Origin of the sequence: Paenibacillus qinlingensis (genome assembly GCF_013204845.1) — a bacterium.
Classification (GTDB): domain Bacteria; phylum Bacillota; class Bacilli; order Paenibacillales; family NBRC-103111; genus Paenibacillus_E; species Paenibacillus_E qinlingensis.
Map to the genome: position 1 here is coordinate 36,144 of NZ_JABMKY010000016.1, position 12,674 is coordinate 48,817.

The following is a 12,674-nucleotide window of genomic DNA, read 5'->3' on the forward strand; positions in this document are numbered from 1 at the left end:
TCGTCGAGGACATGGAAAATATATGGGAGAGGAGCTTGTGCTCCTCATCCCCATGTTAGATTCTAACGTTTGTTATAACGATCTAAGGATGCTTTCTTGATTTCGATGGCACGGTTCAATTTTACGGAATTGAATTTCTCCATATACTTGTCAAAGCTTTCAACTGGCTCAGTTCCCAAGATGATTTTCAGCGTCATTTCATCCACAATGGTGTTCAGATCTGTCATGATTTTAGCAAGCTCTGTACTTTCTTCCGGTGTTGCTGTAATTGGCGGCAATTTGTGTTTATCTACATCGGTTTTGGACCATGTGGTTAAAGCATCTCGTTGTGTTTGCAAAGCCAAATATTGTTCGATATAGCGTTTATCCTGAATGAAAGGACCATTGTAGTTACCGCGGATATACATGGACATGGCTTGTGCTGGAGCCAATTTATCCGGATTTTTCATAAGTAAATCTGTGTATTTCGGATAGTTCCCTTCCATATTATAGGAAACGCCAGGAGTTCCGAAGTTGAAGAATAGAGCGCCTTCGGTGGAATAACCATAATCAAGCAGCTTAGCGGTAGTTTCAATGTTCTTGGAAGTAGCTGTAATCGCTACAGATCCGCCTGGTGCATTCGCAGGGTCTTTTTGACTGTACATCGCGATGTCACCTTTTTTGAGAACGGGGTAAGGGGCTGCAATCAGAACGCCTTTAGGATCTTTAGCTGTGATAAGCGGCTGCCATTTACCAATCCCGCCACCTGCATTACCTACAGTTACACCAGTAGCTCCTGACGCGATGTTCGCATCCAGGGATTTGCTGTCTGCCGTTGCGAAGTTCTTATCGATCAACCCTTCCGCATACCATTTGTGGAAAGTCGCTAGGAAGTCTTTGTAGCCTTTCTCAGCAGGGCCGAACTTGATCGCACCTTTATCATCCATGTAGAAATCACGTGTGACACCGAAAGCACTTGCGAATGCGCCGTTGGCCAGTTCGTTGAAAGGTCTAGGTACACTAACGACGGAGAAAGAAGCTGTGGCACCTTTCTTCTCTTTGAAGGCTTTGAGAGTGGTGTACCACTCGTCAATCGTTTGAGGAACAGGAAGACCTAACTCATCTAACCAGTCCTTACGAATGATGGGTCCTTGGAAAACGCGTAGCAAATCGTCACCACGGATGAAAGGGAATACATAGTAACTGCCGTTGTCTGTTTTGACTTGCTTATCAATTTCGGGATGTTCTTTGAGATATTTCTTCAGGTTCGGTGCAAATTTATCAATGGTATCATTCAATTTGAGAATGTATCCGTCTTTGATTGCTTTTTCAGGTCCGCCTGGGAATTTACCTTGGAAATCATATTCAATCATATCCGGCAAATCACCAGTTGCTAACATGACGTTGATGGCTTGATCTGCTTGGTTGGTCGGCGGTGCCGTGAACTTCATAGTAACGCCGGTGACTTTTTGCCAATTTTGAAAAAATGGCGTATCGGCGTGTGTACCTTTGACACCTGTTAAGTTCCCAGTAACTTCTCCCCAGTAGGTTAAGGTTTTGTCTGTTTTGAGCGGATAAGTAACGGCTGCTCCTGCGGCTGGTGCTGTTGATGCTTTAGTCGCATCTGCGGATGCTGCTGGACTAGGCGTACCTGTCGTAGAAGAATTGGATGAACAAGCAACAACTAAGCTTCCCATTAAAGATGTGGTTACCAACATGGTGAACATTTTTTTACTGTTTCTTTTCATGTGTTGACCTCCTCAAAGTTTTTCGCCACATGTACTGGCAACAAAAGCATGACTGGTGTTTCGCCAAATTGGCTCGCAGATGAGCTGATTTTAGCTAAGCTGTACTGAGAAATTGACCAGAGAAACAGGCTTCGGGAGTCTTAGAATGTTGTTGCCTGTGCTATACCTTAACTATATGGTAGCGCTTACATGAATGAAATCTTGAATTTCTCCAATTTCATCTTGATAAATAGTGAAAGAATCTTCAAAATGTCCAATTCCTTCATGAAAAAAGCCAATTTTGGGGTCGAAAGCGCTAATTTCATGAAAATAAGAGCGGTTTCCCGCTCCTATCTCATACAGACACTTACCTATTTCCTACGTTTATTTCTCAAGCATTTCCTTATATTTACCTGGCGTAATACCTTCGACCTTTTTAAATACACGAATAAAAGCGTTAATGTCATTAAAGCCTACACCGTATGCGGCATCCCCAACGGATTGTTCTTTCCCTCTGAGCAGCTGCTTGGATTTCTCGATCCGCACTTTGTTGATCCGATCTAGTAAACCTTCTCCGACGTAATCTTTGAAGAGTTTAGATAGGTATGTGGCTTTGCGATCAAAATGACTGCCAATCATCGTCACATTCAAGTTCACATCGGTATAATTGTGCTCAATATACGTATTCACTTGCTCTACGAGCTGTTGCAACGCTTTCTGTTTCGTTATCGAATTCGCATGTTGCCGCTTCGCAGCGGTATACGCACAGACTTGTGTAAGCATATCTCCGAGTTGGAGTTCCATATCGTGGATGGTTTTCGCGTTCATGAGACGGTCCAGCTGCTTCGGATTGCGAATGAAGAAGCTTTCCTGCATGCCGCCAGTATCATTAAGACTTTTCATCATCGTAGTCACTAAGCCCATCATTAAACATTTGGTTAAAGAGACGGATATACCAGAGCCTTCATAGTTTTTCTCGATGACCTCACGAAGAATCTGACGAGCATCTGCTAGTTCTCCGAACTTCAAGGCATTGAGGAATTGTTGCTCCACGCCCATTGGATAATAATAACCAGAAGGATTATCACAGTGAGTATGAGGCTTGAGATCATTGTAGGAAAGAATTTCGTGCCCACCCATGACAAGTTTGTAAGTCATTGCATCCAAGGCTTCCAAGAAAGCTTGCGGGACACTTGAAATGTGCTCATTCACGTTACTTATTGCGATCGTAAGATGGATATCATAGGTGGAAGCAAGGAACGATTGAGCCTCATCGGCAATACGTAATAATTCGTCTTTGGCACTATGGCCATCCTCAACGGACAGATTAACTAAGCACGCAAGAGTATCATCAATTTCTGCTACATAGCCGCGGTGCTTCTGGGAAACGAGTTCTTCAACCACATTACTTACGATGAATTGAAGCAGCTTCCACTTCTCCTCTTCAGGCGTGTTCGTTATGCGTTCGAAGAACGATTCGCTTTTATCTGTGACGAAGAGCATAACCGCAAATTCTTGTCGATCCAGCTTCATATCAAATGTCGTTAGAGCTTCGGCGATAGGTATTTTACCGTCCAGTTTACCTTTCAAGAGCTTTTCTACAAAATGAGACCGCACAATATGCCGGTGTTGCTCGACTTTGCTTTTGAAATCAGCCATCTCAATTAATGTACTGTCCACGGCTTCCTGAATGAAATGAAATTCATTATAAGTTCTGCCGGATTCGATGGACTGCTTCTTCGAGAAAGCGTGGACCAACCGCCGAACAGGATTGTAATTTCTTCGAAGGAAGAAGAACGTCAATATACCTCCGCCGAGTAAGCTAATCAGCATACTTAAATAGGTTAGATTGCGGATGTGTGAAGCTTTCTGCCAATAGGTCGTGCTAGGCATGATCGAAACGTATTTGAGCTTGGAACGCGGTGATTGAATATTAAACACTTCATATTTTTCACCATCATTGCTTTTAAAATAGAAATTCGTTGCAACATCTAGGTTCGCATAGGGGAAATCGACGGGCATCGTGCCCTCCGAACTGGAAGCTAGCACTTGATTCTGTTCATTCAGAATAAGCACATGGCCTTTATTGAAAATTTCCATGTTCTGAATAGCTCCAAGAATGCGTGATTGATCGATCATGATGACATTCGTTGCAAGAGGTTGGCCGTGTTCCATGGGATATGTGCTAATATAGGCAACTGTTTTGCGAAGGCTATTATCGTCGCCAATGCGGTACATCGGGATGAATCCTTTGAAATTACTCCGTGTTATAATCGATTGCCAGGAAGAGAAGGGGAAAGCATCGCTTCTGTGAAGCGTATCGTATGCAAAATCTTTGGATCGGACGGTCGTTGGGAGAATGACAGACTCATTCTTGTTCAAGTACACATAAAAAGAGTCGATCAACGGATAAGAAGTTTTGTACAAAGAGAAGCTCTTTGCAATCTGATAGGTATCATAAGGGAGATCTTTCGGAAAGTTTTCATATTTATTCGAATAGAGCAACTCTTGTACGTTCACATTCCATGTGATCTCAAAATTGAGCTGTTCCATCGCTTTGAATTGGTTGTCCATGACTTCGCGGACTTGCTTGAGCAAGGAGTCATTTGCTTGCTGAATTTCTTCCTTTAACGTACGGTTGGACTCGATATATAGCAAGAGACCAATCACGACAGGAAGCAGGAGGATGACAATATAGGAAATTAACCAGGTTAAGACGATACTTTGTCCATTAAAAATGAGCTTTTTCCGCATAGGTAAGGCCCCCTTGGCATTCTACTTGTCACTTGAGCACTGAGAAGTAGCTATGAATGCGCTCTCATTCTATTGTATTTCCTTTCCTTCGTCTACGTCAACGAGGAAAGGTGCTTTTTCGGTGGGTTTATTCTAGGGTTTTAAAACGCTGCTTACCAAAGAAAAAATAAAATAAAAATGAAATCACCGAATAGACGACGGCTGTGATACAAAAGGCGTACGCATATCCGAAATAACTGCCGTATCGAAATACGAGGCCTGTACTAATCGGAGAAGCGATAAACCAACCGAGGTTGAATACGGCCTCGCCGGAACTTGAAGCAAGCCCGCGAAGCGATCGATGGACATAGCTCATTTTGATCGAATTATAAAAAGGATTGGCTGCGTTCATTAGCGCCTGGCGGAACAGATAGCCACCGGACGATAAATAAAGATTAGCTGAAAAAGCAGTGATGAGCAGAAAAGGGATCGAACTCAGCTGCAAATACACGACTGATTTGACTTCGCCGAAGCGCTTCGCAATCATCGGTCCAATAAGGAAGGCAACCCCTGTGGCAGCTTGTCCTAAGGCAACGATAATGCCGATTGCGGATTTCGATGCTTCAAAGCGATCCTCAAAGTAGACGTTGAGATAGGGAACGATCATTCCACCGCCAAGTGAGGAGAGTAAACCGAGCAAACAGAAGATGGCGATGACCTGGATCGAAGTTTTGTGCTCACGCCAAGTGGCTTTCCAGCTCAAAGATTCGCGGTGCGGTGCATCTTCTTCCTTCTCAAGATCACTTTTTTCAAAAAGTGACATGGGAATGACACCAAGTGCTGCGATGGCGACGCCAATGAGCAAGGTATACCGCAAGCTATGAATTTCGTCTAAGCCAATTAGGAATTGAAAGAAATCACAAAGTACACCACCGATGGCAATGCCAATGACATTGGCCAACATAACCAAAGCCATATTGAGCGAAAAGAGATGAACCCGCTGCTGCGGCGTTGAGTTATTCGCCATGAACGGTAGAATCGTCGCAGAGACCACAGCTAGCGCCATACCGCCTAAGAAAGCGGATATCAACATTCCTTCATGTAAGTGAATGAGTGATCGTGCGGTTAGTGCGGCAATTGTAAAAATGAGACCGAAAGAAATGACGCGCTTAGGACCGAAGCGATCGTTCATGATGCCCGCCGGAATGAGGATGATGGCTGCAGCCAAAGCTGTCATCCCTACGATGCTGCCTACCATCGTTTGCTCATAGCCTAAGCTTCTTACATAGAGGTTGTACACAAGCCCAAACATGCTAATGCCCAAGTTCCATACAAAATTAAACCAGAAAAATAGTTTGATATTCCGGCTATAGCCTTCGAGTTGAAGCTTCCATTCACGTAGTAGATTGGTCATGCGATATTCCTGCCTTTGTATTTTGTGTCTAAATTGCAATCGCTTTGTCTATTCTACCACTGGTAAATACTTTTGAACACGGGAAAGACTTGATATTCGATGCGATCTGTATAATAATAAGTAGTCTAATCTACGAAGCAGGGAGCACATAATTGAAATGTCTACAACAACGAGTATTGTAACGGAAGAAGAACAGAAGCCAGAAGTTGAACAGATTGAGATTTGGAAATGTAAAGCTACGGAATGTAAAGCTTGGGTTCGCAAGGAATTCGTGACGGAAGCTTTACCAACTTGCCCGCTTTGTAAAACACAGATGGTCCGCAGCTACAAGCATGTACCGGTAGCAGCTAAAAAAGGAAATAAAAAGTTCCTTGTAGGAAAGAAACGGTTTTAATCGGAATTATTGAAAATTTCTACTAAATAATAGGTCAAGATCGAGAGCATCTTCAGCGAAGCATGAAGAGTGATGCTCTTGGTCTTTTTTTTTGTGTAAAGAATAGCCTTAGACAAGCATAGCATGGTAACGAGGGGGAGATGCTGTGATTGGACCAAAGATCAATGTAAGTGATGATACCGAAACCTTGTTGAAAGAGCTGCAGGAACGTAAGCAGAAGTGGGATAAACTCAAGCAAATCCAACCGATCTTATCGATTGCCACCGGAGCTATTTTGCTATTCGTCATTTATATGTTGTATCAGCAAGTTATCGTCCGTGCGAGTGGTAACGCCATCTTGATCTTGGATTTACTTATTTCGAATAAACTGTTATGTAGTTTGTTGCTCGCATGTATTTCGCTGTTTCTGTATGCCTCTAATCGGTCGCGCGAAACGGAGAAGGCGAAGGGGAAATATGAAGATTTACGTATAGAAGCTATTGAACGTTTGGAAGCTTCCTGGTTGAAAGATGTGAAGTCAGAGGCAAGGGATCAAATTTCGAGCTTCCTCTCCAAGGAGTTTGATATTAATATAGTTTATAAGAATTGATTTGGAAAAGTGGGGGAGCTACGAACTGATGAAATACATTTGTCGCTACATAGATGAAATTAGTTGTGTGAAATGGGAAGATGTGCAAGTTAGTTACTTGCGTGACGTGGTATCAGCGGATGTTCCAAAGTTGGAAACGCGGTTTCGAGCATGCTGGACGGCGGACAGTCTGCACATTCGATACGAATGTGAGGATGATCATGTGGTGTCGACGATGACACAGCGTGACGAGCCTCTGTATGAGGAGGACGTTGTAGAGGTGTTCCTTGACCCATTCGGCGGCGGTACGACCTACTACGAGTTTGAAGTAAGCCCGCGGGGCGTTTTATTCGATGCGTTGATCCATAATAAGCTGGATGGAAACAAGGATGTGGATACTTCGTGGATCGCGAAGGGATTCCAAGCAGAAGTTACGCCGGGGAAAGAGGACGGATGGCTTGTCTATGATGTGCGGATCCCATTCGCGGATTTAGATGAGGCAGGGGTGCCACATGCCGGAGCGGTCTGGCATTGGAATGTTTTCCGTATCGATGATGACCGCGATGGCGTTAGGCATTATTCAGCTTGGTCTCCTACCGGGATCGTCAATTTCCATGTTCCTCAGCAATTTGGGGAGCTTGTGTTCGAATGAAGAAAGACTCCAACTAATTAAAAGATTAAGATTAAAGATTCCCTTTGGGACGAATGATTTCGCTTTGTTCAGCGGATTAGTCCGAAAATGCCGAATTAATCTCACAATTGGCATTCTTACAAGGGTAATAGTCCGAAATAGCCTGACTAAATCGCCCTAAACACCGCTCAGACGGGGAAAGAGGGCGAATAAGTCGGTGAAATCGGACTATTTGCCTTTTGTAGCAAGGAATTCTCGGTTTAGTTCGGAGATGTCGGACTAATCGCCGCATTGATCTCTGAATTCAGCGAGCTACTTTCTTATTAATTTGCTGCTGTCCAGAGGGATGTGTTTAACTGGAAAAACTACAGCTATTTCAGCGATTTAACCCCGAAATTATCAGTTAACTGGATAAAGTACATCTATATTCCCCCGTTTGTCGGTTTCCAGAAGGAAAGTGTAAAATTAGCTACTTAAAATCCAGTTATTCCTTCAAAACCATGCATTCCATAGAATTTAGATGGATTATTTCCAGTTATTTCTGTTGTAAACTGCCATGTACTCCGAATCCAACTGACCATCACCCTAACTCCTACTCCAACAAGCTACTCTATCCTAGCCTACTCCAACAAGCTACTCTATCCTAGCCTACTCTAACAAGCTACACTATCCTAGCCTACTCCAACAAGTTACTCTATCCTAACCTGCTACTCCAACAAGTTACTCTATCCTAACCTGCTACTCCAACAAGTTACTCTATCCTAACCTGCTACTCCAACAAGCTACTGCTTACCAAATCGCCAACAGGCGCGTCTACCTGGAGAAAATCCAGCATCCTCTCGTCCCACCGCAGCCGAAACTCACTCCACTCGCAACACGTCGTGTAGCTGCTGCCAAGCCCAATCCAGCTCATCCTTCGTGATGACTAGGGGAGGCGCCAAACGAATGATATGCTCGTGTGTTTCCTTGCACAGCAAGCCTTTATCCTTCAACGCTTCGCAGAATGGACGGGCCGGGACCGTCAAGTCGATCCCGATGAATAAGCCGCGGCCGCGAATCTCTTGTATGAGCGGATTCTCGATTTCCTGAAGCCGCTTCAGGAAATAAGCCCCGAGCGAATCGGAACGCTCTGCGAGCTGTTCCTGTTCCAACACCTCAAGTGCAGCAATCCCGACGGCGCAGCCGAGCGGGTTGCCTCCGAACGTCGAGCCGTGTGACCCTGGCTCGAACACCTCAAGGACCTCACGATCTCCGGCCACAGCCGAGATCGGAAAAACACCGCCGCCAAGTGCTTTGCCCAGCACATACAGGTTCGGCGTGACGCCTTCCCAGTCGCTGGCAAAGCGGCGGCCCGTGCGGCCGAATCCCGTTTGGATTTCGTCCGCGACGAACAACACCTGATTCGCCTTGCAGAGCTCATAGCTTTCCCGCAGAAACCCTTCCTGCGGGATCACGATGCCAGCTTCGCCCTGAATGGGCTCCACAATAAACCCGGCCGTGTTCGGCCCAATTGCCTCACGTAACGCATCGACATCGCCGTATGGAATCATCCGGAAGCCTGGAGTGAAAGGCCCGAAACCCCGTTTGTACTCCGGAGAAGAGGAGAAGGAGGTGACCGTCACGGTGCGACCGTGGAAATTCCCTTCACAGACTATAATTTCCGCCTGATTCTCCGAAATCCCTTTCACATCGTAGCCCCAACGTCGGACCGCTTTGACAGCTGTTTCAACCGCTTCTGCGCCCGTATTCATTGGTAAGATCATAGGTTTACCTGTATATAGCGCCAATTTCTCATAGAACTGTCCAAGGATCTCGCTGTGAAAGGCTCTAGATGTCAAAGTTACTTTGCCTGCTTGTTCTACTAAAGCGTTTAGTATATGTGGATGACGATGTCCTTGATTCAGAGCTGAATACGCGCTTAGCATATCCATATATCGCTGGCCTTCGGGGTTTTCGACCCAAACACCTTCGGCTTTTGAAATCACCAGCGGCAGCGGGTTATAATTACGTGCACCATATTTCTCTGTTTGCGCAATAATCTTCGAGCTTTGTGTAGGCATAGGTTTTCCTCCCCGTAACATCAATCAAGGTTGTACTTCATTGTATTCATTATTAGCGTATGATGACTTTCTAAGTATATAATTGAAAAATAGGCGAGGATTTGCAATCTTAGCTATCCGGTGCATATCCCTCACTTTTAAGCTAAAAATAACCATGTTAGTGGACTTATTGTCGTTCTAGGTTCCATCGAAGCTTTGGGAATGAAATTTGAAGTGAAAAAGGATGGTAGTCGAATGAGTTATCGCATCGAGAAAGACTTTTTAGGAGAAAAGCAAGTCCCATCTCATGCCTACTACGGCATTCAAACAATGAGAGCCATTGAAAATTTCCCGATCACAGGTGTTACGATTCATGGTGAGCTTATTACTGCGTTAGCAGAAGTGAAGCGTGCAGCGGCACAAGCGAATATGGATACCCACATGCTCCCTAAGAAAATTGGAGAAGCGCTCGTACAAGCTGCTGAAGAAGTGAGTGGCGGAAAGCTCTTAGAGGAATTTATCGTCGATTCCATTCAAGGCGGAGCAGGCACCTCCATCAATATGAATATGAACGAAGTGCTGGCCAATCGATCCCTAGAGATTTTAGGTGAGGAAAAAGGAAGCTACTTTCACTGTAACCCCAATAATCATGTGAATATGTCGCAATCGACGAATGATGTGATTCCAACAGCGATCAAAATAGCTGCCTACCGCTTGTCGGAGCAATTAATAGAAGCTTTATCTTCTTTGCAAAGCGCTTTTGCACGGAAAGAAGTTGAATTTGATGATGTGATTAAAATGGGGAGAACCCATCTCCAAGACGCCGTGCCGATCCGTATGGGCCAAGAATTTGGCGCTTATGCGCGTGTATTGATGCGTGATATTCATCGAATTAAGCAAGCGATGCGAGGCCTCTTGATCGTCAATATGGGAGCAACAGCCGTAGGAACAGGGCTTAATGCCAAGCCGGAATATGTAGAGCGTGTTATGTTTCATTTGAAGGCGGCAGCTGGTATTCCGGTTGAAATCTCGGAGCATTTAGTCGACGGCACCCAAAACATGGATGCTTACACGGAGCTATCCGCATCGCTGAAAGTATGTGCGGTGAATCTCTCCAAAATATGCAATGATATCCGCATGATGGCATCTGGACCTCGCGCAGGGCTAGGTGAACTCAAGCTGCCGCCAAGACAGCCAGGTTCGTCGATTATGCCGGGCAAAGTCAATCCGGTGATGCCTGAGGTAGTGAATCAAGTGGCTTTCCAGGTCATAGGCAATGACCATACCATTTGTTTAGCCTGTGAAGCAGGGCAGTTTGAGCTTAACGTGATGGGGCCGGTTCTTGCGTTTAATCTCTTGCAATCCCTTAAAATATTGCGAAATGCGGCAAGTGTATTCGAACGCTTCGCAATTGAAGGTTTGGAAGCGGATCGTGAACGGTGCAAGAATTACGTGGAGCAAAGCTTCGGTATCGTAACCGCATTAAATCCGCATCTAGGCTACGAAGTTGCCGCGCAGCTAGTGAAAGAAGCTGTACGCACAGGTCTTACCTTGAAAGAACTCATTTTAGAAAGAGGATTACTCACGACAGAGGAGATTGAGGAAATTCTGAATCCGATTCAGATGACCACCCCAGGCATAGCAGGCGACAGACTGCTTCGCCCCGCAGATTAACTTTTTCGTATAAAAAACCCCCGATCTCAATCTGAGAAGAGATCAGGGGTTTTTGTGCTACGTTTCGATTCTTTCGAAAAAGATAATTCGATTACCAAAAGGATCTATCACCGTGACTTCACGGGTGTCCCATGGTGTCTTGTGGATGCCGGGACGAGAATATTTTGATTTTTGCGCTGTCAATAGGTTGTGAAAAGCTTCGATATCTGCCATTTCAACACGAATCGCGGCTCCGGGGGTGCAGTCCCCATGATGTTCGGATAAATGGATGGTGAGTGCATCCAAGGTAACTTCCATGTAAAGGGGCATTTCAGGTTCAAAACGGTGTTCCCAAGCCAAGGTAAACCCTAAATAATCGAGGTAAAATTCCCTGGCTTTCGTTTCATCAAACATTCGGAAGATAGGTGTTGCCCCTTTGATGCTCGGAATAAGATTCCCCTCCTACACAGTTAATTATAAAATTTGATCACCGAAGAAAGAGCTGATTAGGCTTACTGCTAATTCGGAAGTTTTGTTACTTTCATCGAGAAGCGGATTGACCTCTACGAATTCAGCAGACGTCACAATGCCGGCCTCATGCAGCATTTCCACAGCGAGATGAGCTTCGCGAAAGTGAAGACCACCTTTGACAGTTGTCCCTGTCCCAGGTGCCTCCATGGGATCCACGGAATCGACATCATAGCTAAGATGAACGCCATCTGTTCTTATTTTAATATAATCGATGGCTTCTTGCATCACATGGGCCATCCCTTTACGGTCAATATCGTACATCGTATAGCATTTGATGCCCAGCGAGCGAATCAGCTTCTTCTCCCCTTCATCCAACGAGCGGGCTCCAATAAGCACGATATTCTCAGGTTTCACCTTGGGGGAAATCCCGCTGATATTGGTTAACAAGGGATGCCCAATGCCAAGGCTGACGGCAAGCGACATCCCGTGTATGTTTCCAGAAGGGCTAGTTTCTGGTGAATTTAAGTCCGAATGGGCATCAATCCAAATGACGCCTAATTGCTGATAATGACTAGCTAGTCCCGCAATTGTGCCAATGGCAATACTATGGTCGCCACCGATAATGAGTGGGAAATTATCTGGAGTCACGACGTTAGAAATTTGCTCGGCTAGTCGTGTGTTTATATCAATGACTTCAGCAAAATACTTGAGATTTGTGGTATCCACTTGATCATCTAAGGGAGTTACTTTCTCATTCAGGTACAGATCTGAAACATGATTAACGGTATAACCCATTTGGTGTAAAGCGGGAAGTAATCCAGCTTCAAAAATGGCTTTAGGTCCATGGCTCGCACCTCGGCGGCCTGCCCCAAGATCAAAGTTGACACTGATAGCCGCGATGTTCGGTTTGATACTCATCGGATCAACTCCTTCTGATGGGATGACTTAACAATAAATCCTCGGGTAGCACTCCTTTGACTAACATTCCCAATCTACATGTAACCATCCTTCTATACTATATGAAACTATATTTTCTTTGTTCGCTCGTTAGTTCCTTTTTTATGT

10 protein-coding genes are annotated in these 12,674 nt (G+C 45.0%); 4 read left to right on the forward strand and 6 right to left on the reverse strand.

Features of this window, described 5'->3' with window-relative positions; all coding sequences use genetic code 11:
• Positions 1-62: 62 nt before the first annotated feature.
• The 3 genes from HQN88_RS24495 to HQN88_RS24505 all read right to left on the reverse strand — a co-directional run bounded on the left by HQN88_RS24495 (position 63) and on the right by HQN88_RS24505 (position 5,853).
• Positions 63-1,727, reverse strand: a complete 1,665-nt coding sequence (locus HQN88_RS24495; protein ID WP_173117436.1) for a type 2 periplasmic-binding domain-containing protein — start codon at positions 1,725-1,727, stop codon at positions 63-65.
• Between the two features lie 363 nt (positions 1,728-2,090).
• A complete protein-coding gene (locus HQN88_RS24500) occupies positions 2,091-4,460 on the reverse strand; it encodes a helix-turn-helix domain-containing protein (RefSeq protein WP_173117438.1) in 2,370 nt (789 codons plus the stop codon).
• Positions 4,461-4,587: 127 nt separating this feature from the next.
• A complete protein-coding gene (locus tag HQN88_RS24505) occupies positions 4,588-5,853 on the reverse strand; it encodes an MFS transporter (protein WP_173117440.1) in 1,266 nt (421 codons plus the stop codon).
• A gap of 157 nt (positions 5,854-6,010) precedes the next feature.
• On the opposite strand from HQN88_RS24505, the gene HQN88_RS24510 reads away from it, so the two are divergent.
• From HQN88_RS24510 to HQN88_RS24520, 3 genes are all read left to right on the forward strand, one after another.
• Positions 6,011-6,247, forward strand: coding sequence for a cold-inducible protein YdjO-related protein (locus tag HQN88_RS24510; RefSeq protein ID WP_173117442.1), 237 nt, complete (start codon positions 6,011-6,013; stop codon positions 6,245-6,247).
• 145 nt (positions 6,248-6,392) lie between these two features.
• Positions 6,393-6,836, forward strand: coding sequence for a DUF2663 family protein (locus tag HQN88_RS24515; protein ID WP_173117444.1), 444 nt, complete (start codon positions 6,393-6,395; stop codon positions 6,834-6,836).
• 28 nt (positions 6,837-6,864) lie between these two features.
• Positions 6,865-7,467, forward strand: a complete 603-nt coding sequence (locus tag HQN88_RS24520; RefSeq protein ID WP_173117446.1) for a carbohydrate-binding family 9-like protein — start codon at positions 6,865-6,867, stop codon at positions 7,465-7,467.
• 839 nt (positions 7,468-8,306) lie between these two features.
• Here the strand turns inward: HQN88_RS24520 and HQN88_RS24525 are convergent.
• Entirely contained in the window at positions 8,307-9,506 is a 1,200-nt protein-coding gene (locus tag HQN88_RS24525) for an ornithine--oxo-acid transaminase (protein ID WP_173117448.1), read from the reverse strand.
• Positions 9,507-9,740: 234 nt separating this feature from the next.
• Here HQN88_RS24525 and HQN88_RS24530 point away from each other — a divergent pair, with 234 nt between their 5' ends.
• Positions 9,741-11,159 carry an aspartate ammonia-lyase gene (locus tag HQN88_RS24530; protein ID WP_173117449.1) on the forward strand — a complete coding sequence of 473 codons (1,419 nt, stop codon included), beginning with the start codon at positions 9,741-9,743 and terminating at the stop codon, positions 11,157-11,159.
• A gap of 57 nt (positions 11,160-11,216) precedes the next feature.
• Here the strand turns inward: HQN88_RS24530 and HQN88_RS24535 are convergent, their stop codons facing one another.
• On the reverse strand, positions 11,217-11,579 hold the full coding sequence (locus tag HQN88_RS24535; RefSeq protein WP_274319472.1) for a glyoxalase superfamily protein: 363 nt from the start codon (positions 11,577-11,579) through the stop codon (positions 11,217-11,219).
• Positions 11,580-11,612: 33 nt separating this feature from the next.
• Positions 11,613-12,521 (reverse strand): arginase, encoded by a 909-nt coding sequence (gene rocF, locus HQN88_RS24540; protein WP_420794175.1) that lies wholly within the window; start codon positions 12,519-12,521, stop codon positions 11,613-11,615.
• Between the last annotated feature and the right edge of the window lie 153 nt (positions 12,522-12,674).

What these genes read in the sequence shown, in the direction of transcription:
- HQN88_RS24530 (WP_173117449.1), top strand. Translation starts at nt 9,741, where the DNA reads ATGAGTTATCGCATCGAGAAAGACTTTTTAGGAGAAAAGCAAGTCCCA.
- HQN88_RS24505 (WP_173117440.1), bottom strand. Translation starts at nt 5,853, where the DNA reads ATGACCAATCTACTACGTGAATGGAAGCTTCAACTCGAAGGCTATAGC.
- HQN88_RS24520 (WP_173117446.1), top strand. Translation starts at nt 6,865, where the DNA reads ATGAAATACATTTGTCGCTACATAGATGAAATTAGTTGTGTGAAATGG.
- HQN88_RS24495 (WP_173117436.1), bottom strand. Translation starts at nt 1,727, where the DNA reads ATGAAAAGAAACAGTAAAAAAATGTTCACCATGTTGGTAACCACATCT.
- HQN88_RS24525 (WP_173117448.1), bottom strand. Translation starts at nt 9,506, where the DNA reads ATGCCTACACAAAGCTCGAAGATTATTGCGCAAACAGAGAAATATGGT.
- HQN88_RS24510 (WP_173117442.1), top strand. Translation starts at nt 6,011, where the DNA reads ATGTCTACAACAACGAGTATTGTAACGGAAGAAGAACAGAAGCCAGAA.
- HQN88_RS24500 (WP_173117438.1), bottom strand. Translation starts at nt 4,460, where the DNA reads ATGCGGAAAAAGCTCATTTTTAATGGACAAAGTATCGTCTTAACCTGG.